Raw genomic sequence first — 26,295 nt, forward strand, 5'->3', positions numbered from 1 at the left:
ATAAGAAACGATATTAATTAGTGCTGAAGTTTTCCGCCATAACAAAGGTCTCCGGCGTCGCCAAGGCCCGGTACAATATATCCGCTGTCGTTTAATTCTTTATCAATAGTGGCAATCCAGAGCTTAGTATTTTCCGGAAATTCTTCGGCAACGTGAGCAATGCCTTCTTCGGCACCAATTACGGCTACTAAATGAATTTCTTTGGGTTTTCCCATATGTTTCAGTGCTTGTAATACATTTACAAAAGAACGGCCGGTAGCCAGCATAGGATCGGCAAGAATCAGGGTTTTTCCTTCGAGGGAAGGAGAGGCAAGATATTCTACTACAATTTCAAACTTTTCATCGTTGTTTGGATGATGGCGATATGCCGAAATAAAAGAATTCTCAGCATCGTCAAAATAATTTAATAATCCGTTGTGTAAAGGAAGGCCGGCCCGTAGAATAGAACAAAGGGCAATCTCGCTTTCAGGTATTTGAATTTGAGTATTACCAAGTGGTGTGTTAATATTCTTCCCTTCAAATTTTAATGTTTTACTAAGTTCATAACCTAAAATCTCACCTAAGCGCTCAATATTTCTGCGGAAACGCATTCTATCTTTTTGAATTTCAGTATCTCGGAGTTGTGCTACAAATTTTCCGGCTATAGAATTTTCTTCTAAGAGATGATTTATCTGCATGGTAGTATTTAATTTTTAAACTTACTTGGTGAGTAAAGATAAGTAATTGTTTTGCGAATGGCCTGAGCAGTAGGACTACATTTCAGGTTTATTCTTAAAAGATTTTTATGTATGGTAATTTGGCTGTATTTTTGATATAACTAGCTTAAAGAATTCATCTTATGAAGTTTATCTATACATTCTTGTTTTTTTGCTTCACAGTATTAAGTTATGGGCAAATAGATCTTCCCGCTACGAATAATACAGGTGGAATTCTAAAAGCTGAACCTGAAAAAAATTCTTCTGGATTTCCTATTCTTCGTGCTGAAGAATCTAACGAGAAAAGCAAATATCTTCGGGAAAAACCAAAAGAAATCGACTTTAGGGAAAAACCGAATAATTTAAAAACTGCCGGCGATGCCGTTAAGGAAAAATGGACTGAAGATAAAGAAGCCTTAAATAAATATAAAGAAGATCAGTATTTAGGCGATTTTAAAACCACCGGTAAATTTGTCGAACTTTACTGCCGTGACCATCAATTTGTAGATGGTGACCAGGTAAATATTTATTTAAACGGAAAATTCATAAAACGTGTTGTACTTGGCAGTGGTTATCACCCAGTTTTGGTAACATTGGAAAGCGGATTTAATAATATTGAATTTGAAGCGATAAACCAGGGTTCTTCCGGTCCTAATACCGCGCAGTTAAAAGTTTTGGAAGAAAACGGGAATCTGGTTGCTTCTAAAGAATGGAACCTTTTAACCGGCGCCAAAGCCAGCCTTATTGTTGTAAAAGAATAAATTATTCTGAATAGAATTCCTTTTTAAACGATTCCTTACCAAATATTCAAATTTTTAAAATTGATTTAATAACTTTATAAGAAATCCAATCTTATGAAGCGTATATTAATTGCCATAGATTATCATCCAGTCTCAGAAAAAGTCGCTGAAGCCGGTTACAAACTTGCCAAACAATTAGATGCCAGGGTTTGTTTACTTCACGTAATGGCCAATGTTAGTTACTACGGAATTGATTATCCGACGTTCATGGGGTATTCCGGTTATGATGAAATGGCTGTAAACCTTGATATTGCCCAGGAAATGCGCAGTGTAGTAGAAGATTTTCTCGAAACTGCAGCAAAACACCTTAATGATGAAAGCGCAGAAACACATTTAGCCGAAGGCGATGCGGCCACGGCTATTCTTGAATATTCCAAAACCTGGAATGCCGATTTGGTAGTGATGGGTACTCATAGCCATTCTGTCTTCGAAAAACTTTTAATGGGAACCGTAGCTTCAAATGTTTTAGAAAAAACTGAAGTACCGGTGTTTATGGTGCCGATAAAGAAGGATTAGCACGAGACTAAACAGTTATAAAATGGTATTTTTTATATTTGGTTTACAACAAGTGATAAAAAGCCCTACCTAAATATTAAATGTTGTAGTTTCATTTTTAACTCTTGACCTATGAAAGTTTCCTTTATAATTTTTCTTTTTATCTTTTCTTTACCAATCTTTTCTCAAGAAAAATTAGATAACGATGCAGTTATCGAACTTTATTCTATGGATTTTGGAGAGGAAATTATTATAGCTAAAATAAATAATTCTCCAGGGAAATATAACACCTCAATACCGGCCTTAAAAAAACTAAAAGAGGGGGGCATTCCCTCGAAGGTGATTGCTGCTATGATTAATAATTCTATTGAACCTGTAAAGACCGGGATTTTCTATAAAACTCCTACGGGTGAAGTGGAGAAAATTGAACCCTTAGCTTTTTCGGGCAGGAGAACAAATCATTTAACAGCTGCTATGACTTACGGAATTGCTGCCAATAATTCTTATGCATACCTACGAAATAACAGCTCATCAAATAAAATAAAAAAACTAGATCAAATATTTGAATTTTACTTCGATGAAACCCAGAGAAGCGAAACTTCAAATCCTAATTATTTATTTATGGACGCGAGGTCACCCAGGGATTTTGTATTGGTTAAACTTTTTTCTAATGATCGTAAAAATCATAGAGGAATTAAAACAGGAGAGCACGGAAGTTTTAGTGGAAGCCAAACAGGAATAGACTCAGAAGATATAATAGAAGTTGCTGTATCTGACGAAGGTAATGGGAAATATCGCATACGATCTATGAAACCTTTAAAACCTGGGGAATATTGCTTTATTTATCAAGGGGCATTACCAGTAGATAGAAATTATGTTGCACGTACAATTTATGATTTTTCAATTATTCCCGAGTAATTTTTTCCGAATAAACTCAAACAAAAAATTCCTATAAAACAAAAAAGTCTTCCGTAGTAGAATACTTTTTTTCATTAATCAAACTTAAATTTATAATCACGGGTACTGGATAATACGTGTTCTAATTCCTTTTGAAGCTCTTTTCCTTTATCTAAATTATACCAATTTTGTATCTCAGTTTTTATTATCTCAAAAGAAGCCTTTTCTTTGAGTAGTTCAGCATACATCTTTTGACAATTTTCAGGACGTGGTCCCCAGGTTGCTAAATCCCTGCCTTTTTGATCCTTAATAATTAATTTAGGAATTGATTGAGTGCCATTGGTAAGATACTGCTCAATCCTATATGGTGCTGCATCCCTTAACTCATAAGATACGGTTATCTGTGAATTCTCACTTGCTATCATTTCTATAAAGGGAATGTTGTGGGCTGCATCGCCACACCAGGGTTCTGTAATAATGATCCATTGTTGTGGCTGATCTATTTTTTTGACAATTTCCACAATATCATTTGACAATTTTCCTGTTTTGAACCACCGGTTCATACGTGACCAGTTTAACTTTGTATAATTCAGGTAATCCGGATTATCAAAAGGGGGTTGATGTACCGTCACCGATTTAAGGAGAAGATTTTTAAAGTAGATGCTATATTCTTGAAAATTCATTGAAATTAATTTAGTGCGATTTTTATTAATTCAAATTTACAGAATAGGAAATAAAAAAACCGTAAAGCTTTAGTTAATAGTGCTTTACGGTTTTACAAAGTGAGCCCGATAGGATTCGAACCTATGACCGCCTCCTTAGAAGGGAGGTGCTCTATCCAACTGAGCTACGAGCCCGTTTTTGCGGTTGCAAATATAAGCCTCTTTCCAAATTAAACAACATTTTTTTAATTAAAAATGTATTTTTTTTATTCGACCCAATTTTTGCCCAGTTTTAATCTCTTTTTAACTTAATTTTTAATTTGAACTTTTTTCTCAATTATATCCTTAATTTTGCTTCGGTAAATTTTTTAAAAGATCCCCTTGATAAAATTGACTTACTTTTTACTCCAAAATCCAACACCTGTAAACCAGGATTTTAAGCTTGTTTCTTTAGCATCAATTCTAAATAAAGCTTGTTAATTGAGTATGGAGTTTCAATTCACCATTATAGTTCCGGTTTATAACGAAATAGAAAGCCTACCCAGGCTTTTTGAATATTTGCGGGCTTATCTTAAATCGGCTTCGCTAAAATCCTGTGTTTTATTGGTAGACGATGGCTCTGGTGACGGTAGCGCTTCGGCTATAGAGAAATTCTGCCGTGAACACGAAAGTTTTAATTGTTTGTTATTTGATAGAAACTACGGAAAAGGAGCAGCCTTAAAAGCCGCTTTTGATTATACTAAAACGCCCTTACTGGGTTATCTTGACGCCGATTTACAAACTCATCCTGAAGATTTTGAATTACTTCTTCCATTTATTAAAGAGTTTGGTTTGGTTACCGGTTGGAGAAGAAATAGAAAGGATACGCTTGTAAAACGTATTTCTTCCAAAACCGGAAACGCGGTAAGAATATTTTTCACCCACGATAATATTCATGATACTGGCTGCCCACTTAAAATAATGCATACCGAATATGCTAGGAAAATACCAATGTTTAAAGGTTTACAGCGATTTTTACCGGCAATGATATTATTGCAGCAAAAGGAAATAAAAGAAGTGGTGATAAATCATTATCCAAGAATTGAAGGCGAATCAAAATACAATTTCAAAAATAGGTTCCTGGGGCCGTTAGTTGACTGTTTTGCTTACGTTTGGATTAAAAAATCGTATATAGATTACAGCATAAAAGCGAAACATGGATAATTCGCTGCTAATTTATGTGATAGGATTTACCGCCCAAATCCTTTTTTCTTCCAGGATGATAATGCAATGGATTCTTTCTGAAAAGCAAAAGAAAGTCCTTACGCCAATACTTTTTTGGGAATTGAGTTTATTGGCTTCCTTTTTACTATTTATCTACGGCTATGCAAGAGACGATTTCGCCATTATGCTGGGCCAGAGTTTAACTTACTTTATATACATAAGAAATTTACAATGGCAGGGCCAGTGGAAGAAACTCCCATATATCTTTCGATTTTTAATATTGATTTTTCCTGCCATAGTAGTGGTTTATAGCTTTTTTAATAATGAATATAATCTTCAAAAATTATTTCTGAATGAAGCAATCCCGCTCTGGTTACTATCATTAGGTATTGTTGCCCAGGTAGTTTTTACCTTACGGTTTTTATACCAGTGGTTATATTCTGAAAAACAGAAGAAATCCTCCTTACCACTTGGTTTTTGGTGGTTAAGTCTTGTGGGTTCTTCTTTGATACTGGTTTACGCGATCTTCCGAAAAGATCCGGTTTTGCTCATTGGGCATTTATTTGGTGCTATAATGTATATTAGAAATATTATAATTCATCATAATGAAATTAGAGAATAAATATCTTCTGCTGCTCATTCTTGTAGCAATAGCCGTATTTTTTATAAACCTGGATGCGATTTACATCAACATTATGGAGGCGCGTAATTTTATTACCGCCAGGGAGATGCTAAACGATAATAACTGGATTTTCACAACGATGAACGCCGAACCTCGTTATGAAAAACCACCGTTGCCAACCTGGCTTACGGCAATTTCAATGTCAATTTTTGGAACGGAAGGGCTTTTTGGCTTACGACTTCCTTCAGCGATTATGGGATTAATTTTGGTGGTTTTTATATATAAATTTCTGCTTAAAATCACAAAAAATATAGAATTATCGTTTGTAGCAGGATTAATAGCCACGACATCGTTTTATATAGTTTTTTCCAGTAGGGACGGGCAGTGGGATATATATACCCATAGTTTTATGATGCTGGCTATCTTTTGGCTTTACAAACTCTATAGTTCAACTAAAAACTGGTATTTATACGCTGCAATTAGCGGATTGTTCATTGGGTGTTCTATTTTGAGTAAAGGCCCGGTTTCGCTATATGCGCTATTTCTTCCTTTTCTAATTGCCTACGGAGTTATTTATAAATTTGATGGCACCAAAGAGCGATGGAAAGCTTTGGTTGTTTTAACAGTTGTAGGTTTAACTTTTGGCGGATGGTGGAATCTCTATGTTTATTTATTTGATACTCGCGCAGTAACCGAAATTACCAGCCAGGAGACCGGGAGATGGTTAAATTACAATGTGAGGCCATTTTATTACTATTGGAGCTTTTTTATTCAAAGTGGTTTATGGACCATTCCATCGTTCGTGGCACTGCTTTATCCCTATTTAAAAGATCGTGTTAGCAATAAAAAAGCCTATAATTTCACACTTTTATGGACGCTTGCTTCAGTTTTTTTACTTTCTGTAATTCCAGAGAAAAAATCGCGTTATCTGTTGCCGGTTCTTATTCCTATGGCAATGAACACCGCCTTTTATATTGAGTTTCTTTTTAATCATTTTCGAAGCTTAAAAACCAAAGAAGCTGCGGTAGCTTATTTTCATTTTGGAATTTTCGCTTTTGTAGGGTGTATATTTCCTATCGCCGCATATTTCTATTTTCAATCTTTCCTGCAGGATATTCTTATTTGGTATGTTCTAAGCTCCATTTTCCTATTTATCATCGGGGTTTTAATGTTCAGATTTTTAATTCTGAAAAAAATAAAACCACTTTTTTATTTAAGTATTTTCTTTCTGATAAGTATTGTATGGTTCGGCTTACCAATGGCCAATAAAATAAACGTTAACAAAGATTATAACAGCATTGTTAATATTGAAAAGCATTTAAAAAAATACAATGCGCCGGTCTATGAGATTAAAGATTTTGCTCCCGAGATGATCTGGGAGTACGGGAAACCAATTCCAGTTTTAAATAAAAGAGGTGAAATTGAAATTCCTTCAGAAGAGCAATTTTTAATTTTATCTGATGGAGAATATAATCGTGATAGCTTACAGACGATTTTTAAGAACTACAACACAAGGAAAATTGATAGTGTAGATATGAATCCTGTGAGCTCCAAGCACAAACAAAGATTATATAGGGATTTATTCCTCGTAGAAAAAACAAAAAACAGGTAATTATTAGAGGATTAAAAATTAAAAAAGAGAGGTGTTTTTAGATAAGTCTAAAATATGTCAAATCTTAATAAAATGAGACGCTCACCAATTTTTTAACATGCTAATATTTGATTATATTGAAGCGCTTTTAAAACTAACCAAATAATGCTCGACTATCCAATAAAATTTTATCCCATTTTAAAAGAAAAAATATGGGGTGGTGAAAAACTGAAAACAATTCTAAACAAAGAAACCAACCGGGAAGACCTGGGCGAAAGCTGGGAAATTTCGGGTGTAGAAGGAGCTATTTCTGTAGTTTCCAATGGAGAACTTAAAGGTTTCTCTCTAAAAGATCTTTTAGAAGAATATAAAGATGAAATTTTAGGTAAGAAAATTTACAAAGAATTTGATGCCGATTTTCCTTTGCTTATAAAATTTATAGACGCGAATACTGAACTTTCTGTACAATTACATCCTAACGACGATCTTGCACAGCAGCGCCATAATTCTTTCGGAAAAACTGAAATGTGGTATATAATGCAAGCCGATAAGGGTGCAAAAATCAATATCGGGTTTAAAGAAAGTGTTTCTAAAGAAGATTATATAACTCGTTTAGAAGAAGGAAAAATTGTAGAATTACTCAATTTTGAAGAAGTAAAAAAAGGAGATAGTTTCTTTATCAATACTGGAAAAGTACACGCAATAGGAGCAGGGGTGCTTTTAGCAGAAATCCAGCAAACCTCAGACGTTACTTACCGAATTTATGATTGGGATCGAACCGACGATGAGGGAAATTCTCGTGAACTGCATACTGCCCTGGCTATAGATGCGATAGATTTTGAAAAGAAGGACGATTTTAAACTTAATTACGAAAAAGCGAAAAATACTTCTTCTGAAGTTGCCAGTTGCCAGTATTTCACTACAAATTATCTACCGGTAGAAGGAGAAATTAAAAAAGATTACGGCAATTTAGATTCGTTTGTGATTTATATGTGTGTTAGTGGAAAAGGAGAAGTTTCCGTAAACGGAAATTCTGAGAAAATCGCTCAGGGTGAAACCTTACTTATTCCTGCAGTAAATAAAGATGTTAAACTTTCAGGTGAAAACTTTGAATTACTGGAAGTTTATATAAAATAAAAAGAGGCTGTTGGAAAAATTTTAAATCGTCATCCTTAATTTATATTAGAAGCTGAACCAAGTTCAGCTTGACGAAAGTTAGACGTTTTTCAAACAGCCAATTTTATAAAAAATCCTGCTATTTATTTTGCAGGATTTTTTCTATTTTATCCAATTCAGTTTTACTGAAATCAAGGTTCTCTAAGGTTTTAATATTGTCTTCTAATTGGGAAACTTTGCTAACCCCAAGTAATACTGAAGTTACACGTTTATCTTTTAGCAACCAGGCCACGGCCATTTGTGCTAAGCTTTGGTTTCTGGATTGTGCTATTTCGTTTAGTTGCTGCACTTTTTTCACCACTTCGGGCGTAATCTGCGATTCATCTAAATAGCTTCCCTGTGTTGCTGCGCGGCTGTCTTTGGGAATTCCGTTTAAATATTTATCGGTTAGGATTCCCTGTTCCAGTGGTGAGAAAACGATACTGCCAATGCCTTCGTGCTCCAAAGTATTTAATAAACCATTTTCAACCCAGCGATCCATCATATTATATCGGGGTTGATGAATTAAGAAAGGCGTTTTCTGTTCCCTAAGAATCTCAGCTGCTCTTGTAGTGTCTTTCGCTGAATATTGGGAAATACCTACGTAAAGAGCTTTTCCCTGTCTTACAACCTGGTCTAAAGCGGCCATAGTTTCTTCTAAAGGTGTTTTAGGGTCGGGACGGTGGTGATAGAAGATATCTACATAATCCAGCCCCATTCTTTGCAAAGATTGATCTAAACTGGCAATAAGGTATTTCCTGGAACCAAAATTTCCATAAGGCCCCGGCCACATATCCCAACCAGCTTTGGTAGAAATAATTAATTCATCGCGATATTGCTTAAAATCTTCAGCAAAAATTTTCCCGAAATTCTTTTCAGCAGAACCATAAGGTGGGCCATAATTGTTGGCAAGATCAAAATGTGTAATGCCGTTGTCAAAAGCAGTTCTTAAAATATTTCTAGCATTTTCAAAATCATCATTATCCCCGAAATTATGCCATAAACCCAGGGAAAGTAATGGAAGTTTGATACCACTTCTTCCGCAGCGACGGTATTGCATATTTTCGTATCGATTCTCTTTAGCTGTATATCTATTCATTGAAATTTATTTTAAATTTAAATTTTAGGAAGTTCCCAACCATTATGATAATTTGCTTTTAATAATTTATTGGCTTCCTCGTCATCAAAACTCTCTTTTTCTGAATCCCAGTACAATTTTTTTCCTGTTTTATAAGCAATATTTCCCATATGCGCATTGATAGCCGCGATGCTACCTGTTTCAATACCGCAATTAAGTTTTGAAGCATCATTGCTATTAATGGCGTTCACAAAATTAGCTGCATGCTTTTCAAGGGCATTTCCAGCCGGTTTTTGTAATGCTATTCTATCAACTTCTGGAACAAATTCTCCCTCTACATTATCGCCTTCAGGAATTATTTCCCAGCCATCGCGATTAACTACTAAGGTACCGTTGTTTCCTATAAAAGCAATGCCTTCGTTTCTACCGTAATTTCCGCCGTCAATACCAACCGCATGTTCCCATAGCAAATTAAAATTTTCAAATTCATATACAGTTTGCAGGGTATCGGGAGTTTCAGCAGCATCATCAGGATAGGCCAACTTACCTCCAGAGGCCAAAACCGATTTTGGTGCTTTGGCATTCATTGCATATAAAGCGATATCAATTTCGTGCACACCCCAATCAGTCATAAGTCCGCCGGCATAATCCCAAAACCAACGAAAAGTAAAATGAAACCTATTTTCGTTGAAGGGTCTTTCTGGGGCAGGGCCCAACCACATTTTATAATCTACACCCGGTGGGGGAGTACTGTTAGGTGTATGTGGAAGCCTATCTTTCCAGCCAATATAAGCCCAGCATTTCACCAAACGAATATTCCCGAGTTTACCTGATTTTACATAGTTAATAGCATCGTCATAATGCGTTCCGCTACGTTGCCATTGGCCTACCTGTACAATTTTATTATACTTTTTAGCAGCGGTTAACATGGTATTGCATTCTTCAATACTATTTGCAAGCGGTTTTTCAACATAAACGTGTTTCCCGGCTTGTAAAGCATGTACCAAATTTAAACAATGCCAATGGTCTGGGGTTCCAATTATTACCGCATCAATATCTTTATTTTCTAACATATCCCGGTAATCTTTGTATTGTTTTGGGGCTTTACCGGTTATATCTTTTACATTTTTAGTTCTCTCATCTAAAATTCGCTGGTCAATATCAGCCAGGGCAATACATGCAACATTTGGTAACTTTAGATGAGCCTGCATATTAGACCATCCCATTCCTTTACAGCCAATTACTCCAAAATTAACTTTGTCATTAGCTCCAAAGCTTTTAAATCTAGAAAGCGGATTGGCTAATAAAGATCCTGATAAACTTAAACCTGCGGTAGCCAGGGTAGTTTGCTGTAAAAATTTTCTTCTAGAATTCTTCATTTTATAAATTTTAGAAAGCTTTAATTCAATTCTCTAACCCAGATATTTCTGAAACTCACAGGATTTCCGTGGTCCTGAATATGAATAGGAAGTTTTTCTTCGTGGGCGGTATAATTAGGAATTCCAATGTACTCGGTGGGACCTCTTAATTCGTAGTTATTTTGTACCAAAACGCCGTTATGTAAAACCGTAAGTTTCGCAGGACTCAGTAACATTCCACTTTCATTAAATCTTGGGGCGGTAAAAATAATATCGTAAGTATTCCATTCGCCGGGGGCTTTTGTAACATTTACCAGGGGAGGAGATTGCTTGTAAATACTGGCTGCCTGACCGTTGGTATAGGTTTCATTTTCATAAGAATCCAGAATTTGCACTTCATACTTTTCCATTATAATAACACCGCTGTTTCCGCGTCCCTGTCCGTCACCTTTAACTTCTGAAGGGGAGCGCCACTCAAGATGTAATTGCATATCGCCAAAATTCTCTTTGGTTTTTATACCGCCGGTACCGGGATTTACCGTTAGCACATCTCCTTTTATATTCCAGGTTGGATTAGAACCGTCCTTATCATTCACAAAAGCCGAAAGATCTGAGCCATTGAACAATATTTTCGCATCAGAAGGAGCTGTAGTGGTAGATTCACCTGCTTTGATTTTTGGTGGAACCGGTTCATAAAATTCGGTGGCTTCAGGTGGTAAATCGGTGTTTTTTTCCTGGGCAAAAGCAGGTAATGAGGCAATTACAAAAGTACCTGCCAATAAACTTAATTTTAAAGAAATTTTCATTTTTAAATTTTTAGTTGGGAATTATTTAATGTGATCGTAGATCATTTTTGAAACTTCGGTAAGCATTTTGGTACCGGCATCCATATCTTCAATGTTTTTTGATAGTAAAACCAATACATATTTTCTTCCATCAGGTAATTCAACCAGGGCTGAATCGTGATGTACGCCGGTTATCCAACCGGTTTTATTAGCGATTTTTAAATCTTTTGGAAGCAAATGCGGAATAAGATCGGTGTGTTTTTGTTGGCGTAAAATATTCAGCATTTCTTCGTCGGCTTCAGGATTTACTGCATCTCCGTTGGCGAGTGCGTCAAAAATCAGCATTAGATCATAAGCCGTAGTCGAGTTGCTTAAGCCAGCTTCATAGGCCTTCATATCTTCTACACCACGAAGCACATTAATATTCATGGCGCCAATTTCACGCATTGTTTTATTTACATTTTCAGCATCAACCAATTCAATTATAATATTAGTGGCCAGGTTACTGCTGTAAATAATCATATCGATTACGAGGTCTTCAATACTTCTTTTTTGGTCAATTTGTTCGTAAAGATGTTCCCCGCTGTCGCGACCAAGTTCGAGGGAATAATAACTTTCATCTAAAATACTTTTGAATTGATTTTTGACTACCAGGGAATCCTGGAGCGAAAATTTTCCCGCTGAAGATTGTTTAAAAACCTCTATCATTACCGGGGTTTTCATCGTGCTGGCCGCGTGAAAATCTTCGTGATGATTTATAAGAATACTATCTTTTTCTTCGGAAAAATCTTTAAAAGCAATAGCGAAGTCACCTTGTATACTTTTAAAAATGGAATCAATTTTCTCCTGAAGTTTTTCAGTAGAAGTTTGTGCATTGCCGATAAAGCAAGCTAGAATGAAAAAAATGGTTGGGAAAACCTTCATTGATTTCGGAATTTCTTTCCGAATTTAATGAAATTTCCCTAAACCGACTTAAATACTGCCCAAAGCAATTTCTACCATTCGGCTAAAACTTTGTTCCCGATCTTTTGCGGGTAAGTGTTCTCCCGTAACCAGGGAGTCAGAAATTGTTAATACCGAAAGCGCCTGAACTTTATGTTTCGCGGCAACACTATAAAGCCCGGCGGTTTCCATTTCTACACACAAAACGCCATAATCTGCCCATTTTTTATAATTCTCATCGCTTTCTTCGTAAAAAACATCTGAAGACAATACATTTCCGGCTCTAAATTGAATTTTATTGTTTTCAGCAAATTTCACGGCTTTCATAAATAAATTAAAATCTACGGTAGGCGCGTAGTCGGCGTGCTGGAACTTAGCTTTATTAAAGCCTGAATTTGAAGAAGCGGCCATTGCTAAAACAACTTCGTTTACTTTTAGATCTTCCTGATAAGAACCGGCAGATCCCACTCGAATAAGTTTTTTAGCGCCGTATTCAGTGATTAATTCAGTGCAATAAATCAATGCAGAAGGGATACCCATTCCGGTAGCCTGAACTGAGACTTTTTCGCCTTGATAAGTACCGGTATATCCCAGCATTCCCCGGACTTCATTATGACAAACTGCATCTTCCAGGAAATTTTCGGCGATCCATTTTGCTCTTAAAGGATCACCTGGTAATAAAACATTTTCTGCTATTTCTCCTTTTTCTGCCTGTATATGTACGCTCATTCTAGTTTTTATCTGAAGTTACCAATTTTACGCCCGAGGAAGTTCCCAGCCGCGAAATACCTAATTCTATATAGTTAATAGCGGTTTCCCGATCTTTAATTCCGCCAGAAGCTTTTATTTGCATTTTATCTCCTGCGATTTCTTTCATTAATTTTACATCATTAAAAGTAGCTCCGCTCGTTCCAAATCCAGTAGAAGTTTTTATAAAATCGGCTTTGGCATTTAAAGAAGCGCGACAGGCATTTTTCTTTTCAGAATCAGTTAAAAAGCAAGTTTCAATAATTACTTTAAGGACCTTAGAACCAATAGCCTTTTTAATTTCAGCGATTTCATTTTCGATATAATCTATTTTTTCTGCTTTAAGCATACCAATATTAATTACCATATCAATTTCATCGGCGCCATTCGCAATCGCATCTTTAGCCTCAAAGACTTTAGCTTTAGTTGTCATTGCTCCTAAAGGAAAACCAATTACCGCCGCTATTTTTACACCGGAATTTTCTAAAATTGATCTCGCCACTTTAATATAAGAAGGTGAAACACAAACCGCATAAAACTGGTGTTCTATAGCTTCTTTACATAATTTTTCTATATCGGCCGGTGTTGCCGTGGGCTTTAATAAAGTATGATCTATATATTGGTTGAGTTGCATTCGATTTTTTTAGGAGTTACAAAGCTAAAACTTTCTAACAGATTTAATTTATGATAATTCTCAGGTTTTTAATTTTTAAAGTGAAACTACTTCAGATTTAGATGGGAATTTGAAAAAAATCTGGAGAGATAGAAACCCTATCTCGATGAGGAAGATCTTTAAAGTAGAATAATTTCAGATTAATCTACTTTATCATGATAATCTTCATACCAATCGTCAAAGGTCTTTTTGGTTTTATAACTATCAGTAAGGACCTTGTAAACGGTAAATATTAGAAGAATTTGCCCTATACAGGTTAAATAGAAAATTACTGGAAAACCGGTATTAAAAAACACCAGGGTCGTGATTACTACCAAAAGTATAGAAGTAAATATTAAATATGTGATACCATTATTTTTCATACCCCTTAATTTAGGGAAGTTTGCTTCTAGTTTATCTTAAAAAGTCATTAAAATATAGTTATGGTTTTTTTAAATATTTTATAACAATCCGGCCACTTTATTTGTTGTAATTTACAAGCTGAAGTTTAAACATATCATTAACTGCAAAATCCCAATCTCTGTGCAAAAATTTAATCTATTGCTTAAGTAATTGCAACTTTAATCTGTGAGCTTAATCATTAAACCTACGTACTTTTATGGATTTACCCCAGCCATCAACTGAGACTTTAGAATTTAAAATAGCAGATAATGTTTCTGCGATGCTCGCCTATTGGGATAAAGACCTAATTTGTCGTTTTGCAAATGCCGCTTACTTGGAATGGTTTGGGATGAGCCAGCATGAGATGATTAATAAAATGACCTTACCAGAGCTTTTAGGACCTTTATACGACCAAAATCTGCCATATATCACTGGTGCATTAAATGGTAGAGCACAGGTCTTTGAAAAGGAAATTCCGTTACCGCAAGGAAAAAGTAAAAGGTATGCTTTAGCTAATTACTATCCAGAAATTGAAAATGGGGAAGTAAAAGGGTTTTATGTACACATGGCCGATATTTCACCAATTAAAAAGCTGGAAAAAAAGCTTCAAAAGTCTAATGCGAAGGTTAAAAAACAAAATAATCGCTTATTAAATTTTGCCAATATAGTTTCTCACAACCTCAAATCTTATTCAGGTAATATTGAATCCTTGTTGAAATTATACGAAAATGCAGATTCAGATAAGGAAAAAGCTGAAATTTGGACCTATCTCAAAAGTCTATCATCCGAATTTTCTTCTACCGTAGCCGATTTAAATGCAATTGTAAAACTGAAAAATCAAAAAGAGATAAGTTTTACTGATTTAAGCTTAAATCAATTTATAGAACGAGCAAAAAATATTTTACGGGTTGAAATTAAAGAAAGTAAGGCTACAATTAAAAATAGGGTAGATGAGGGAACAACTATTAAAGCTAACCCGGCATATTTGGAAAGTATTTTATTGAATATTCTTAGCAATTCTTTGAAATATCGTAATCCTGAAAAACCCTTAGAAATTGAATTGAGTAGTGACTTTAAGAAACAACAAAGTGTTTTGAGTATTAAAGATAATGGCCTTGGAATTGATCTTAAAAAGTACGGAAAAGATCTTTTTGGAATGTATAAAACTTTTCATGGTAACGCAGATGCCCAGGGTATAGGTTTATTTATAACTAAATACCAGGTAGAAGCGATGGGTGGTGAAATTAGCGTAGAAAGTGAGGTAAAACGGGGCACAACGTTTAATATTACTTTTAGGGGTTAGTTTTCACGAGGAACCCACTAAATTTAATGTAGTAAAATATCTTAAAAATCAATTTTATTATAAGGAAATAGGATTTAAATCCAGTTCTTCAGCTTCAGCTTTATTTTCAATAATTTTGTAAAAGGTATTTAGATTAAGATCTTGAAAAACCTGGGAATTACCACTGCCTGCCCATTTAATTTTAACTTGTTGTATTTCTGAGGCCTTTCCTAAACCTATTTGTGCCCTTAAAGTAGAACAGCCAAAACTGCCTCCAGAACTAATAGTATGAAATATTGATCGAATTCTTCCGTCTTCCATGACTTTTACCTCTATTTTACTACCAATGGCCGCCCTGTTTGCTATAATTCCTTCCAGTTTCAAGCTTATCCAATTATTTTCAGACTGATATGGATTAAGATATAAGGAATTAAAAAATTTGTCACCCTCATAGGCACCGCCCATAACTACGTGAATATCCTGATCACCGTCATTATCAATATCAGAAAAGGAGACTGCATGGCCTTTTTGTATATGGCCAAATCCACCCGCCGTAGTCACATCCTGGAATTCATTGCCGGAGTTATTCCTAAAAACCCTGTTTGGAATAATAGACTCATAACTTACCTCACCTGTACTTAAATAAATATCTGGATAACCATCGTTATCCAAATCGCCATAATTAGCTCCCATTGCATAGCCTATTTTTTTTAACCCAACTTTAGATGATACATCGGTAAAAGTTCCTTTATTATTCTTATAAAGGCGCATAGTTTCAGCATTATTTCGTTCTCCTAAATATTCTTTAATAATATCGGGAACAATGGTGTAAAAATCACTCTTTCGATATCCGGCTACAAAAATATCCATCCATCCGTCATTATTATAATCAAATGACCAGGTGGGGAAACTCGAAATTTCCTCTCCCAATCCTGCGGTAGATCCCGCTTCTGTAAAACTTATATTTCCGTTATTATCAGTTCCGTTGTTTAGAAACAATAAATTCTTACTTGAAGCCTGAAGGGTTGAAATATAAATATCCATCCATCCGTCGTTGTTGTAATCTCCACTTGTTACTCCTTTTACATAGTAAGGTTTTTCATTTGTACTTACGGTAAGTCCTATCCTGGAAGTGAGGTTAGAAAAAGTGCCATCCCCATTATTCCTGTAAAATTCGCACGGGTGAATATTATCTTTTTCAGATTCATTTCCTATAAATAAATCAATCCAACCATCATTATCAAAATCTGCCCAGGTTGCGGTTTGAGTAGGATGGAGGGAGAGTAAACCTGCTTCTATAGTTACATCGGTAAAAGTACCATCTCCATTATTTTTTAGCAGGGAATTTGGATGCTCACCTAAAGTTCCCATCCAGGCACCCCGCATTACAAAAACATCCAGGAAACCATCATTATTATAATCGGCCTGCACCATATTTAGCCCTCCTGTAACTAATTCCAGGCCGGCAGATTTAGTTTTTTCTGTAAATGTACCATCTCCATTATTTATAAAATATCTAAGATTGTCTGAGGGCGACCAACTGGAAACTAAAACATCTAAAAGATGATCGTTATTGAAATCATCTACAATTCCACCGCCAGATAATTCATTAACATTTAAACCTAATTCCGGGGCAATATCTTCAAATTTCTTTAGGGGGTAATCAGATTCAAACACACTTTCCGGAATCAACCATTTTTCGGGTACACCTTCAGGATATTCTCCTAAAGTCATATAAGCAATATTCAAAAGCCAGCGACTATTATAGTCATGCGAATTCTGCCTTAAAAATTCTTCATAAAGTTTAATAGCACTTCTGGAGCCTTTGGGAACCTGGTGAAAACCATTTGGTTTAATAGGAATAATACACGAGGCTGATGCATCATGGTGATGAATGCAGTTTTGTTGTTCTCCCAATCGCATATAAGCAAGAGCCAGCAAAGGCCCTATACTTTCTTCTTCATGAGCATCGAGCTTATAGAGCAACAGGCCGTTGCTGCTTGCTTCCCTTAAATTTTCAAGAATAGTAATAGCATCTTCGGTTTTACCCGCATATAGCAGTGCACGCGCTTTTTTAAGATTATATCGTTCTTTTTGATTTTTGGGAGCTACTTGTGATATACTATCAAAATATGCCGCTCTAACAGACGATGCATAAATATTTTCCGGAACAAAAAATTGGTTTTCAGCTGTTTTCTCTAAAAGCTCTGGCATTGTTTCCTTATCGTCACAAGAGACAAAGATTAAAATTGAAAATAATGCAATAATTAGTAGGTACTTCATGATTTTATAAGATGATATTACCTTTATTTCTTCCTAAATGAATTCGTGACTTTTCAGAATGATGTAGATAAGGGGAAATTGAATATCAAATTTACCAAACCTAATGAAATATACTATTTTTATAAAGGGACTAAAACTTTTTTTCAGAAATAGAAAAGGAAAATCTTTTATATAGTAGAATTATTAATGAGGAATAGGACAGAGGTAACGGAATAGGTCTATTAAAAATGTACTTTATTGCAGAAGGTAGGTAGTAAATAAACTGAAATTACAGTCTCCTTGAATTCAATTTTTTTTAAAGTAAAAAACATCTAGATTAGTAAGATCATAAATAGATATAAATGTATCAATTCACTTATTAATTCGTTTCGTTGCCCACAATTGCTCCAAAATAAACCCTGCGAATTGATTGAGGAGAAAAAAATAAAAACAGGATGGGAAAAGTTGCGGGAAGCGGACTTTAAAGAAACGGTAGAAACGTGGCGCGGACTGACAAGCAGAACTGATAAAAAAGCGGATTTTTTCACTCGGACTTAATAAAATACAGAAAATACGCAGCGGACTTTTACTGAGCCGCTGATAAAAAAACTGGTTGAAAACGTGCTTACTCGAACGTGTCGCAAAAGTGGGCAACAATACATAAAAACGTTAGCACACATTTAATCAAACCAACAAAGACAAAGCTAAATTGGCAGAATTTGTTAGTTCCTTTTTGTTAGGGTTTATTTTAGAAACGACTAGAATACCATTATAAGTTATATATAAAAAAGATGCCAATGACTGTAAATCTTTACATTCCTTTAATTGACCTTTTTTTTGGCCCTTTTTAAGGTATTCATAAAAAAGGTTTTCAAAATCACGTCTATTGCTTGAGAGGATTTCTAGACAACTTTCGTCATTAGGGACAAGTTCTGTCGTGTTGTTTACAGCAAAGCAACCTTTTCTATCTTTATCAAGTACAGCTTCATGAATAGCATTTTTAAAAAGTTCAGAAAAACCTTCTTTAACATTTGGTTGGTTTTGAAAAAACTGACAAGTTTTTTCAAAACTTTGCTTGCGGTAAAGTTCAAAGGATTTTTTAAAAAGTTGTTGCTTATCACCAAAAGTGTCATACAAACTCGCTCTGCTTATTCCTAAATGAACAACCAAATCTTGTACAGAAGTTGCTGAATAGCCTTGCTTCCAAAATAAATTCATTGCTTTGGTTAAGACTTCATTTTCATCAAATAATTTTACTCTAGGCATAATAAAAAATGTGGAAGCGTAAATTTAGGCTTCCACAAAATTAACTTATTGGAATTTTTATTCCTAATGTTTACAAAAAAACTACCCCAAAAGTGGATTAATATTGACACCGCCATCAATATTGTACTCACTCCCTGTAATGAAAGAAGCATCATCAGATGCTAAGAACGAAACTAGTTTAGCAATTTCCTCTGGTTGTCCGTAACGTTTCAATGGAATACGGTTTTGCATAGCTTGACCAAGTCCTTTCAATTGTTCTTCATCTAAACCCGTTTTTTCAAATATTGAAGTAGCAATCGGACCTGGATTTACGGAATTAATTCGGATTTTTCTTGGAGCTAATTCTGTGGCTGCAGTACGTGTATAAGAATTTAATGCAGCTTTTGTTGCTGCATAAATTGCAGTATTTGGCATTCCTGTATATGCATTAATAGACGACAGGTTAATAATTGATGCACCATCATTTAAAATAGGAAGAAATTTTTCTGTTGTAAAAACTGCACCTTTAAAATTTATTGCAATTTGATTATCAAACATATCTGCGCTAATTTGACCAACTCGCTCGGGTTGAAAAACGCCAGCATTTACAAACAAAACGTCAACTTTTCCAAAATCACTTTTTACTTGTTCAACCAAGTCTTCTATTGCAGAAATACTCTTGACATCTGCAACAATACCTATTACTCCAAGTTCTTCTGCTGCTGATTTCACCTTTTCCGAATTTCTTCCTGTAATAACAACCTTAGCTCCTTGTTCTTTTAATTCTTTGGCTGATGCGTGACCAATACCACTATTGCCTCCTGTAACTACGGCAATTTTACCATTTAATTTATTCATTATTTTTTATTTTAATTAGTTAAAAAAATACCAGAACGATCGTTCTGTTTGCAAACATAATAATATTAGAATGATTATTCCAACTAAAAATAAATTTGTTTGAGAAAAAGGAAAACGCAGGTTAACAAAGAATTGAGATGAATGATAATTTTTTTTGAGAGGGAATTCGCAATAATTAGACAATCATGATCCAAATGAATTTCAAAATCTTTTAGGCTTATATAAATTAGCTCTCGTAGACCTTTATTGTGTTTCGTTAATTTGGTGCTATTGTTTAAGTTTAGCAGAAGATGTTTGTCTATGGAAGAAGGTTGTAAGGGTAAAAGTGAATTGAGCTCTACATAAATTTATTTTCCAAATAAATTTCTTACATTTGAAAACGTAAACTTTAGGGGTGCTGATTTATAATAAATTGGCTGAGATAAAACCCTTTGAACCTGATCCGGTTAATACCCGCGAAGGGAAAAGTGTTATCTACATATTTTCTACCATGATTCCGTTTTGGAGGAATTCTGGTTTGTATTTACTTTTTCTTTAGGGAATCCCCCTGCAGTTTACAGCTATAAAATATCAAACAAATGATAACTGTAAACGTAAATAATACCGCCCACACTTTTAATTCACCATCCAGTCTTCAGGACCTCCTGATGCAGCTTGCTATTTCTGAAAAAGGGATTGCTGTAGCTGTTAACAATCAGATTATTTCTAAGAGCGATTGGGATCGGCACGAATTAGCCGAAGGTGAAAACATACTCATTATCAGGGCCACTCAGGGAGGATAAAATGTACCCGGAAGAGTTTCCGGAAACAAAACTAACCAGCACTAAACAGAAGTAATTATGAAAAATGACCAGACTCCAAAGCAGCAAACCATTAGCCGTGTACCTTTTCCCAACTCAGAAAAGATCTATGTAAGCGGAAAAATCCATCCGGAAATCAAAGTTCCAATGCGGAAAATTTCCCTGGATGACACGGTAGATAAATTCAACGGAAAAGTAGAGAAAAACGATCCTGTTTTGGTCTATGACACCAGCGGTCCCTACACAGAACCATCGGTGGAAATAGATGTGCGGAAAGGACTTATGCCCATTCGCAACAGCTGGATTGCCGGCCGGGAAGATGTAGAGCAACTACAGGGACTCTCTTCGGCTTATGGACGGGAAAGGGAAGAAAATTCCAAACTTGATGAGCTTCGTTTTAAAAGGAATAGAAAGCCTCTTAAAGCAAAATCTGGACAAAATGTGACCCAGATGCACTATGCCAGAAAAGGTATTATCACTCCCGAAATGGAATTCATTGCGATTCGTGAAAACCAAAAGCTGGAAGAGATAAATCAGATCTCAGAGCAACATCCGGGAAATAGTTTTGGAGCCAGTATTCCAAAAGTAATTACTCCGGAATTTGTACGGGATGAGGTCGCCCGGGGACGAGCAATTATTCCTTCCAACATTAATCACCCCGAAAATGAGCCTATGATCATTGGCCGGAACTTCCTGGTGAAGATCAACGCCAATATCGGAAATTCGGCGGTGTCTTCTTCTATTGAAGAAGAAGTTGAAAAAGCAGTCTGGGCCTGCCGTTGGGGAGCAGATACAATAATGGATCTTTCCACCGGAAAAAATATTCATGAAACCCGGGAATGGATCCTCAGGAATTCTCCGGTGCCCATAGGAACCGTACCTATTTACCAGGCTCTGGAAAAAGTAAACGGAAAAGCCGAAGATCTTACCTGGGAAATCTTCAGGGATACACTTATCGAGCAGGCCGAGCAGGGAGTGGATTATTTCACCATTCATGCCGGAGTGCGGTTAGCTTATGTTCCGCATACCGCTAAAAGAGTGACAGGACTTGTGTCCCGTGGGGGTTCTATTATGGCAAAATGGTGTTTGGCACATCATAAAGAAAGCTTTCTGTATACCCACTTTGAGGAGATTTGTGATATTATGAAAGCCTATGATGTTTCTTTCTCCCTTGGAGATGGTCTGCGTCCTGGAAGTATTGCCGATGCCAACGATTATGCCCAGTTCGCCGAACTTGAAACCTTGGGTGAGCTCACAAAAATCGCCTGGAAACACGATGTTCAGTGTATTATTGAAGGCCCCGGCCATATCCCAATGCACATGATCAAGGAGAATATGGATAAGCAGCTGGAAGTATGTGGGGAAGCGCCTTTCTACACCTTAGGACCTTTGACCACAGATATTGCTCCCGGTTACGACCACATCACCAGTGGGATTGGCGCCGCTATGATAGGTTGGTTCGGCTGTGCAATGCTTTGTTATGTGACTCCAAAAGAACATTTGGGATTGCCTAACAGGGATGACGTAAAAGAAGGAGTGATCACTTACAAAATCGCTGCGCACGCTGCAGATTTGGCGAAAGGCCATCCAGGGGCACAACACAGGGATGATGCGCTGAGTAAAGCCCGATTCGAATTCAGGTGGGAAGATCAGTTTAACCTGGCTCTTGATCCTGATACCGCGAGATCTTACCATGATGAGACTCTACCTTCTGAAAATGCTAAAGTAGCCCATTTCTGTTCTATGTGCGGACCTAATTTCTGCTCTATGAAAATCACACAGGACGTTCGAAAATTTGCTGAAGAAAACGGAATGGACACGCAGGAAGCAATCGAGGAAGGAATGAAGAAAAAGTCGGAAGAATTTAAGGCAAAAGGAAGTGAAGTCTACTTGTAAATCGAAATTTCAATGTTCATTCTTTTCACTTCGGAAGAAAACAGCAGTGCTGAAAAGGAACAGCTCATTCATTTTTTCGAGAATGGGCTGCCCCTTTTGCACGTGCGTAAACCGGTAATAACCGAAGAAGAAATGAAGACCTGGTTATCACAATTTGAAGAAAAACACCTTCAAAAAATGGTGCTTCATCAACATCATCGATTAACTGAATTTTTTCCTGTAAAAGGAATTCATTTAAAAGAAAACTTCAGAAGCAAACAGGAAGATTTAGCTCAGTATATCGAGCAATTTCAACGGAAAGGTCTTACGGTAAGTTCCTCATTCCACGTTCCTGAAGAAGTAAAGAAGGAAGTTTCAGGATTTGATTACGTTTTTTTGAGTCCGGTGTTTACTTCTGTTTCAAAAGAAAGATATAAGGGAAAAGAATTCAATGTGGAAAAACTTCCGCACAGAGTGGTCGCTTTAGGCGGAATTGAAGCCGATAAAATACTTACAGCAAAAGAAATGGGCTATGCCGGAGTGGCGGTATTGGGAGCCGTATGGTTTGCAGAAAATAAGTATAAAGTTTTTACTGAAATTTTTAAAAAGTACAGAAATGTCTATGCATAGCAGACCATTCGTTTTAAGCATCGCCGGATTCGACCCCACAGGCGGAGCCGGATTGCTGGCTGATATTAAGACTATTGAAGGTCAGGGGTGTTACGGCGTAGCGGTAAACACTGCAAACACTATCCAGAATGATGTCAAATTTGAAGCCTGTCACTGGACTTCTGAAGCTATTATTCTTCAGCAACTGGAACTTTTACTGGAATGTTTTCCTATAGAAGTGGTGAAAATCGGGATTGTGGAAAACCTTCAGATTTTGAACAAAGTAATTTCCACCATACTGTTAAGAAATAAGGATATCAGAATCATTTGGGATCCGGTATTAAAATCCACTAGCGGATTCTCATTTCATGATCCAAAAGAATTTCAGAAGGATATTAACTCAATTCTGGAAAATATATTCGTTGTCACTCCGAATTTTGACGAAGGTAAATTGCTTTACGCCGGGTTAACACCGGAAGAAACAATCAGGAAAATAAGCAGCAAAACCAATTTACACCTCAAAGGAGGCCACAGAATGGCAAATATCGGCCTGGACGAACTGTTTACCACAAAAGGGGAGTGTCTCAGTTTAGAACCCGTTAGAAAAGATTGTTCAGAAAAACACGGCAGCGGATGTATTTTTTCATCGGCATTGGCAGCACATTTAGCTTTGGGTGAATCTCTTCCGGAAGCTGCCCGAAAAGCAAAAATATACATCGAAAAAATATTAGCATCAAATAACACCTTACTAGCATATCACAACCTATGATTTCGAACTTACATTACATATCGCAGGGAGAAACTCCTGAAGAACACCTGAAAAATATACGTAAAATGTGTGCCGCCGGAGCAGACTGGATTCAATTGCGTCTCAAAGATGAATCTTTTGAGACCATTTTGGAAACAGCAAAAGCAGCAAAGAACATTTGTGACGAATTTCAGGTGAAATTAATCATAAATGACTTTCCGGAAGTAGCAAATAAAGTAGATGCCCATGGCGTTCACCTGGGAAAAGAAGATAACTGCCCTTTGGAAGCCAGAAAACTCCTTGGGCCAGATAAGATCATTGGAGGAACCGCTAATACACTGGAGGATTGCGAAGGCCTGTGTGAAAAGCAGGTAGATTATATTGGTTTGGGGCCATTCCGGTTTACCACGACAAAAAAGAAGCTTAGCCCCATATTGGGAGCAGAAGGTTATCGAAATTTAATACAAAGCCTTCGTGCTAACGGAAAATCAATTCCAGTAATCGCCATTGGCGGAATTGAACCGACAGACCTTCGGATTTTAGCAGAAATTGGGTTAAACGGCGTGGCCATTTCCGGCTGGCTCACAAGTCATCCACATCCAGAAATAATCTTTAAAGAAATCCAACAACAATTTTCAGAAAAACAATTATGAGCAAAACAGATCAATTACAAATAGCAGATAAAACTTTTTCTTCCCGCCTGTTTACCGGAACAGGAAAATTCAGTTCTTCAGAAGTAATGCAGCAAGCTGTTTTAGCTTCAGAAAGTGAACTGGTAACGGTGGCGTTAAAAAGAGTGGAGCCGGGAAATGACGATGATAAAATGATCTCTGCCTTAAAAGATTCTTACATTAACCTTCTCCCAAATACTTCGGGGGTACGAAATGCTAAAGAAGCCGTATTTGCCGCTCAAATGGCCCGGGAAGCTCTGGAAACAAACTGGGTAAAAGTAGAAATACATCCCGATCCCAAATATTTACTTCCCGATCCTGTTGAAACTTTAAAAGCATGCGAAGAACTGGTGAAATTAGGTTTTGTGGTAATGCCATACATACACGCAGATCCGGTTTTATGTAAGCGCCTTGAAGAAGTGGGAGCACAATGCGTGATGCCTTTGGGAGCTCCAATCGGGAGTAACAAAGGACTGAAAACGCTGGATTTCCTGGAGATCATAATCGAACAAAGCAACGTGCCTGTGATTATAGATGCGGGAATCGGAAGCCCGTCTCACGCTGCGCACGCGATGGAAATTGGAGCCGATGCCGTTTTGGTGAATACTGCAATTGCAGTTTCCCAAAATCCGGTAGCAATAGCCAAAGCCTTTAAACTAGCTGTAGAAGCCGGAAGGATAGCTTATACCGCGAAACTAGCTCCACAAAGACAGCAAGCCGAAGCAAGTAGCCCCTTAACACAATTTCTATATGAGTAGTTTTAAACATACTTTAAATCAATATTCCTGGGATGATGTGCTGCAAAGCATTTTTGCCAAAACAGAAGCCGATGTGCGTGCTGCACTGCAAAGCAACAAGAGGGATCTCGAAGATTTTAAAGCGCTTATTTCTCCTGCTGCAAAACCTTTTCTCGAACAAATGGCGCAGCAGAGCAGAACCATCACCAAAAAGCGCTTTGGGAATACGATGCAGATGTATGCCCCCATGTACCTTAGCAATGAATGCCAAAATATTTGCACCTATTGTGGGTTTAGTATGACGAACAAAATCCCCAGAAAGACGTTGAGCGATGCAGAGATAATTAAGGAAGCTGAATTTTTAAAATCAAAAGGATATGACCATATTTTGCTGGTAACGGGAGAAGCAAACAAAACAGTGGGAGTTGATTATATGTGCAATACAGTAAAAGTGCTGAGACCTTATTTTTCCAATATTTCCATTGAGATTCAGCCGTTGGATCAGGATGAATATGAAAAGTTAATTGAAAACGGACTTTATGCCACGCTCGTTTACCAGGAGACTTATCATCGGGAGACCTATAAAATTCATCATCCAAAAGGGAAAAAGTCAAATTTTGATTATCGCCTGGAAACCGCAGATCGGTTGGGAAGAGCGGGAATTCACAAAATAGGCATCGGTGCTCTTTTTGGACTGGAGGACTGGAGGGCAGATAGCTTTTTCACTGCTTTGCATCTCAAATATCTGCAAAAGACCTACTGGAAAACGAGGTATTCCATTTCCTTTCCGCGATTGCGTCCCTTTAGCGGCGGACTCGAACCTAAAGTTGAAATGACAGATCCTGATCTGCTTCAGGTAATTTGTGCTTACAGGCTGCTGGATGAAGAGGTGGAATTATCTATTTCTACCCGGGAAAATGAAATTTTCAGAAATAATATTGTGCACCTTGGAATCACTTCAATGAGTGCCGAATCTAAAACAAACCCCGGCGGTTATGTAGTAGAGCCGCAGTCTCTGGAGCAATTTGAAATTTCAGATGAGAGAAGTACAGAGGTTATTGCAAAAATGCTTTCCGAATCGGGATTAGAACCTGTTTGGAAGGACTGGGAAAAAAGCTGGTAAG

The 26,295-nt window shown here is 36.7% G+C and carries 27 protein-coding genes, 1 tRNA gene and 1 riboswitch; of the genes, 15 read left to right on the forward strand and 13 right to left on the reverse strand.

The annotated features are described in order from the left end of the window. Positions 1–17: 17 nt before the first annotated feature. Positions 18–677 carry a uracil phosphoribosyltransferase gene (upp, locus tag B5488_RS03640; protein WP_079734026.1) on the reverse strand — a complete coding sequence of 220 codons (660 nt, stop codon included), beginning with the start codon at positions 675–677 and terminating at the stop codon, positions 18–20. A 161-nt stretch (positions 678–838) separates the two neighbouring features. On the opposite strand from upp, the gene B5488_RS03645 reads away from it, so the two are divergent. The 3 genes from B5488_RS03645 to B5488_RS03655 all read left to right on the forward strand — a co-directional run bounded on the left by B5488_RS03645 (position 839) and on the right by B5488_RS03655 (position 2,908). Further along, the gene (locus B5488_RS03645; RefSeq protein ID WP_079734027.1) at positions 839–1,456 is read left to right on the forward strand and encodes a hypothetical protein; all 618 of its coding nucleotides are present in this window, start codon (positions 839–841) and stop codon (positions 1,454–1,456) included. 93 nt (positions 1,457–1,549) lie between these two features. Continuing rightward, positions 1,550–2,011, forward strand: coding sequence for a universal stress protein (locus B5488_RS03650; RefSeq protein ID WP_079734028.1), 462 nt, complete (start codon positions 1,550–1,552; stop codon positions 2,009–2,011). 111 nt (positions 2,012–2,122) lie between these two features. Beyond that, a complete protein-coding gene (locus B5488_RS03655; RefSeq protein WP_079734029.1) occupies positions 2,123–2,908 on the forward strand; it encodes a hypothetical protein in 786 nt (261 codons plus the stop codon). 74 nt (positions 2,909–2,982) lie between these two features. Here B5488_RS03655 and B5488_RS03660 read toward each other — a convergent pair whose 3' ends face one another. Continuing rightward, the gene (locus B5488_RS03660; protein WP_079734030.1) at positions 2,983–3,570 is read right to left on the reverse strand and encodes a thioredoxin family protein; all 588 of its coding nucleotides are present in this window, start codon (positions 3,568–3,570) and stop codon (positions 2,983–2,985) included. Between the two features lie 100 nt (positions 3,571–3,670). After that, a tRNA-Arg gene (locus tag B5488_RS03665) sits at positions 3,671–3,744 on the reverse strand. Between the two features lie 291 nt (positions 3,745–4,035). Here B5488_RS03665 and B5488_RS03670 point away from each other — a divergent pair. The 4 genes from B5488_RS03670 (at position 4,036) to B5488_RS03685 (ending at position 8,102) form a co-directional block, all read left to right on the forward strand. Further along, on the forward strand, positions 4,036–4,752 hold the full coding sequence (locus B5488_RS03670) for a glycosyltransferase family 2 protein (protein WP_079734031.1): 717 nt from the start codon (positions 4,036–4,038) through the stop codon (positions 4,750–4,752). Next, positions 4,745–5,374: a lipid-A-disaccharide synthase N-terminal domain-containing protein gene (locus B5488_RS03675; protein ID WP_079734032.1), complete on the forward strand. Its 630-nt coding sequence runs from the start codon at positions 4,745–4,747 to the stop codon at positions 5,372–5,374. The genes B5488_RS03670 and B5488_RS03675 overlap by 8 nt, the downstream gene beginning before the upstream one ends. Beyond that, positions 5,358–6,986 (forward strand): ArnT family glycosyltransferase, encoded by a 1,629-nt coding sequence (locus tag B5488_RS03680; RefSeq protein ID WP_079734033.1) that lies wholly within the window; start codon positions 5,358–5,360, stop codon positions 6,984–6,986. Before B5488_RS03675 ends, B5488_RS03680 begins: the two co-directional genes overlap by 17 nt. Positions 6,987–7,130: 144 nt before the next feature. Continuing rightward, on the forward strand, positions 7,131–8,102 hold the full coding sequence (locus B5488_RS03685) for a type I phosphomannose isomerase catalytic subunit (protein ID WP_079734034.1): 972 nt from the start codon (positions 7,131–7,133) through the stop codon (positions 8,100–8,102). A 118-nt stretch (positions 8,103–8,220) separates the two neighbouring features. On the opposite strand, the gene mgrA is transcribed toward B5488_RS03685, so the two are convergent. The 7 genes from mgrA to B5488_RS03720 all read right to left on the reverse strand — a co-directional run bounded on the left by mgrA (position 8,221) and on the right by B5488_RS03720 (position 14,065). Then, positions 8,221–9,219 (reverse strand): L-glyceraldehyde 3-phosphate reductase, encoded by a 999-nt coding sequence (gene mgrA / locus B5488_RS03690; RefSeq protein ID WP_079734035.1) that lies wholly within the window; start codon positions 9,217–9,219, stop codon positions 8,221–8,223. A 17-nt stretch (positions 9,220–9,236) separates the two neighbouring features. Then, entirely contained in the window at positions 9,237–10,577 is a 1,341-nt protein-coding gene (locus B5488_RS03695) for a Gfo/Idh/MocA family protein (protein WP_079734036.1), read from the reverse strand. Positions 10,578–10,597: 20 nt separating this feature from the next. Continuing rightward, the gene (locus tag B5488_RS03700; protein WP_079734037.1) at positions 10,598–11,362 is read right to left on the reverse strand and encodes a 3-keto-disaccharide hydrolase; all 765 of its coding nucleotides are present in this window, start codon (positions 11,360–11,362) and stop codon (positions 10,598–10,600) included. Between the two features lie 21 nt (positions 11,363–11,383). Further along, positions 11,384–12,265 (reverse strand): serine hydrolase, encoded by an 882-nt coding sequence (locus tag B5488_RS03705; RefSeq protein WP_079734038.1) that lies wholly within the window; start codon positions 12,263–12,265, stop codon positions 11,384–11,386. 48 nt (positions 12,266–12,313) lie between these two features. Beyond that, on the reverse strand, positions 12,314–13,012 hold the full coding sequence (gene deoD, locus B5488_RS03710; RefSeq protein ID WP_079734039.1) for a purine-nucleoside phosphorylase: 699 nt from the start codon (positions 13,010–13,012) through the stop codon (positions 12,314–12,316). A 1-nt stretch (position 13,013) separates the two neighbouring features. Further along, the gene (gene deoC / locus B5488_RS03715) at positions 13,014–13,664 is read right to left on the reverse strand and encodes a deoxyribose-phosphate aldolase (protein WP_079734040.1); all 651 of its coding nucleotides are present in this window, start codon (positions 13,662–13,664) and stop codon (positions 13,014–13,016) included. A 179-nt stretch (positions 13,665–13,843) separates the two neighbouring features. Continuing rightward, entirely contained in the window at positions 13,844–14,065 is a 222-nt protein-coding gene (locus B5488_RS03720) for a hypothetical protein (RefSeq protein ID WP_079734041.1), read from the reverse strand. 236 nt (positions 14,066–14,301) lie between these two features. Between B5488_RS03720 and B5488_RS03725 the strand changes: the two genes are divergently transcribed. After that, complete coding sequence (locus B5488_RS03725; RefSeq protein ID WP_079734042.1) at positions 14,302–15,387, forward strand: PAS domain-containing sensor histidine kinase; 1,086 nt, start codon at positions 14,302–14,304, stop codon at positions 15,385–15,387. A gap of 57 nt (positions 15,388–15,444) precedes the next feature. Here the strand turns inward: B5488_RS03725 and B5488_RS03730 are convergent, their stop codons facing one another. The 3 genes from B5488_RS03730 to B5488_RS03740 form a co-directional block, all read right to left on the reverse strand. Beyond that, positions 15,445–17,649, reverse strand: a complete 2,205-nt coding sequence (locus B5488_RS03730) for a CRTAC1 family protein (protein ID WP_079734043.1) — start codon at positions 17,647–17,649, stop codon at positions 15,445–15,447. Positions 17,650–18,312: 663 nt separating this feature from the next. Beyond that, positions 18,313–18,894, reverse strand: a complete 582-nt coding sequence (locus tag B5488_RS03735; protein ID WP_079734044.1) for a TetR/AcrR family transcriptional regulator — start codon at positions 18,892–18,894, stop codon at positions 18,313–18,315. A gap of 81 nt (positions 18,895–18,975) precedes the next feature. After that, positions 18,976–19,731, reverse strand: a complete 756-nt coding sequence (locus tag B5488_RS03740) for an SDR family NAD(P)-dependent oxidoreductase (protein ID WP_079734045.1) — start codon at positions 19,729–19,731, stop codon at positions 18,976–18,978. A gap of 380 nt (positions 19,732–20,111) precedes the next feature. Beyond that, positions 20,112–20,212, forward strand: a riboswitch (TPP riboswitch). 97 nt (positions 20,213–20,309) lie between these two features. Between B5488_RS03740 and thiS the strand changes: the two genes are divergently transcribed. The 7 genes from thiS to thiH are packed head-to-tail and all read left to right on the forward strand — an operon-like array spanning position 20,310 to position 26,294. Continuing rightward, entirely contained in the window at positions 20,310–20,513 is a 204-nt protein-coding gene (gene thiS, locus B5488_RS03745) for a sulfur carrier protein ThiS (RefSeq protein WP_079734046.1), read from the forward strand. Between the two features lie 57 nt (positions 20,514–20,570). Next, positions 20,571–22,427 (forward strand): phosphomethylpyrimidine synthase ThiC, encoded by a 1,857-nt coding sequence (thiC, locus tag B5488_RS03750; protein WP_079734047.1) that lies wholly within the window; start codon positions 20,571–20,573, stop codon positions 22,425–22,427. 12 nt (positions 22,428–22,439) lie between these two features. Beyond that, a complete protein-coding gene (locus tag B5488_RS03755; RefSeq protein ID WP_079734048.1) occupies positions 22,440–23,036 on the forward strand; it encodes a thiamine phosphate synthase in 597 nt (198 codons plus the stop codon). After that, the gene (locus B5488_RS03760; RefSeq protein WP_170065279.1) at positions 23,023–23,784 is read left to right on the forward strand and encodes a hydroxymethylpyrimidine/phosphomethylpyrimidine kinase; all 762 of its coding nucleotides are present in this window, start codon (positions 23,023–23,025) and stop codon (positions 23,782–23,784) included. Before B5488_RS03755 ends, B5488_RS03760 begins: the two co-directional genes overlap by 14 nt. Beyond that, positions 23,781–24,416 carry a thiamine phosphate synthase gene (thiE, locus tag B5488_RS03765; RefSeq protein ID WP_079734050.1) on the forward strand — a complete coding sequence of 212 codons (636 nt, stop codon included), beginning with the start codon at positions 23,781–23,783 and terminating at the stop codon, positions 24,414–24,416. The genes B5488_RS03760 and thiE overlap by 4 nt, the downstream gene beginning before the upstream one ends. After that, entirely contained in the window at positions 24,413–25,192 is a 780-nt protein-coding gene (locus tag B5488_RS03770; RefSeq protein WP_079734051.1) for a thiazole synthase, read from the forward strand. The genes thiE and B5488_RS03770 overlap by 4 nt, the downstream gene beginning before the upstream one ends. Beyond that, the gene (thiH, locus tag B5488_RS03775) at positions 25,185–26,294 is read left to right on the forward strand and encodes a 2-iminoacetate synthase ThiH (RefSeq protein WP_079734052.1); all 1,110 of its coding nucleotides are present in this window, start codon (positions 25,185–25,187) and stop codon (positions 26,292–26,294) included. The genes B5488_RS03770 and thiH overlap by 8 nt, the downstream gene beginning before the upstream one ends. Position 26,295: the final 1 nt, after the last annotated feature.

Origin of the sequence: Salegentibacter salegens (genome assembly GCF_900142975.1) — a bacterium.
In the GTDB taxonomy this organism is placed as follows: Bacteria; Bacteroidota; Bacteroidia; order Flavobacteriales; family Flavobacteriaceae; genus Salegentibacter; species Salegentibacter salegens.

Excerpts from the sequence above, each read along its gene's own strand:
- upp (WP_079734026.1), bottom strand. The coding sequence starts at position 677 with ATGCAGATAAATCATCTCTTAGAAGAAAATTCTATAGCCGGAAAATTT.
- B5488_RS03645 (WP_079734027.1), top strand. The coding sequence starts at position 839 with ATGAAGTTTATCTATACATTCTTGTTTTTTTGCTTCACAGTATTAAGT.
- B5488_RS03650 (WP_079734028.1), top strand. The coding sequence starts at position 1,550 with ATGAAGCGTATATTAATTGCCATAGATTATCATCCAGTCTCAGAAAAA.
- B5488_RS03655 (WP_079734029.1), top strand. The coding sequence starts at position 2,123 with ATGAAAGTTTCCTTTATAATTTTTCTTTTTATCTTTTCTTTACCAATC.
- B5488_RS03660 (WP_079734030.1), bottom strand. The coding sequence starts at position 3,570 with ATGAATTTTCAAGAATATAGCATCTACTTTAAAAATCTTCTCCTTAAA.
- B5488_RS03670 (WP_079734031.1), top strand. The coding sequence starts at position 4,036 with ATGGAGTTTCAATTCACCATTATAGTTCCGGTTTATAACGAAATAGAA.
- B5488_RS03675 (WP_079734032.1), top strand. The coding sequence starts at position 4,745 with ATGGATAATTCGCTGCTAATTTATGTGATAGGATTTACCGCCCAAATC.
- B5488_RS03680 (WP_079734033.1), top strand. The coding sequence starts at position 5,358 with ATGAAATTAGAGAATAAATATCTTCTGCTGCTCATTCTTGTAGCAATA.
- B5488_RS03685 (WP_079734034.1), top strand. The coding sequence starts at position 7,131 with ATGCTCGACTATCCAATAAAATTTTATCCCATTTTAAAAGAAAAAATA.
- mgrA (WP_079734035.1), bottom strand. The coding sequence starts at position 9,219 with ATGAATAGATATACAGCTAAAGAGAATCGATACGAAAATATGCAATAC.
- B5488_RS03695 (WP_079734036.1), bottom strand. The coding sequence starts at position 10,577 with ATGAAGAATTCTAGAAGAAAATTTTTACAGCAAACTACCCTGGCTACC.
- B5488_RS03700 (WP_079734037.1), bottom strand. The coding sequence starts at position 11,362 with ATGAAAATTTCTTTAAAATTAAGTTTATTGGCAGGTACTTTTGTAATT.
- B5488_RS03705 (WP_079734038.1), bottom strand. The coding sequence starts at position 12,265 with ATGAAGGTTTTCCCAACCATTTTTTTCATTCTAGCTTGCTTTATCGGC.
- deoD (WP_079734039.1), bottom strand. The coding sequence starts at position 13,012 with ATGAGCGTACATATACAGGCAGAAAAAGGAGAAATAGCAGAAAATGTT.
- deoC (WP_079734040.1), bottom strand. The coding sequence starts at position 13,664 with ATGCAACTCAACCAATATATAGATCATACTTTATTAAAGCCCACGGCA.
- B5488_RS03720 (WP_079734041.1), bottom strand. The coding sequence starts at position 14,065 with ATGAAAAATAATGGTATCACATATTTAATATTTACTTCTATACTTTTG.
- B5488_RS03725 (WP_079734042.1), top strand. The coding sequence starts at position 14,302 with ATGGATTTACCCCAGCCATCAACTGAGACTTTAGAATTTAAAATAGCA.
- B5488_RS03730 (WP_079734043.1), bottom strand. The coding sequence starts at position 17,649 with ATGAAGTACCTACTAATTATTGCATTATTTTCAATTTTAATCTTTGTC.
- B5488_RS03735 (WP_079734044.1), bottom strand. The coding sequence starts at position 18,894 with ATGCCTAGAGTAAAATTATTTGATGAAAATGAAGTCTTAACCAAAGCA.
- B5488_RS03740 (WP_079734045.1), bottom strand. The coding sequence starts at position 19,731 with ATGAATAAATTAAATGGTAAAATTGCCGTAGTTACAGGAGGCAATAGT.
- thiS (WP_079734046.1), top strand. The coding sequence starts at position 20,310 with ATGATAACTGTAAACGTAAATAATACCGCCCACACTTTTAATTCACCA.
- thiC (WP_079734047.1), top strand. The coding sequence starts at position 20,571 with ATGAAAAATGACCAGACTCCAAAGCAGCAAACCATTAGCCGTGTACCT.
- B5488_RS03755 (WP_079734048.1), top strand. The coding sequence starts at position 22,440 with ATGTTCATTCTTTTCACTTCGGAAGAAAACAGCAGTGCTGAAAAGGAA.
- B5488_RS03760 (WP_170065279.1), top strand. The coding sequence starts at position 23,023 with ATGTCTATGCATAGCAGACCATTCGTTTTAAGCATCGCCGGATTCGAC.
- thiE (WP_079734050.1), top strand. The coding sequence starts at position 23,781 with ATGATTTCGAACTTACATTACATATCGCAGGGAGAAACTCCTGAAGAA.
- B5488_RS03770 (WP_079734051.1), top strand. The coding sequence starts at position 24,413 with ATGAGCAAAACAGATCAATTACAAATAGCAGATAAAACTTTTTCTTCC.
- thiH (WP_079734052.1), top strand. The coding sequence starts at position 25,185 with ATGAGTAGTTTTAAACATACTTTAAATCAATATTCCTGGGATGATGTG.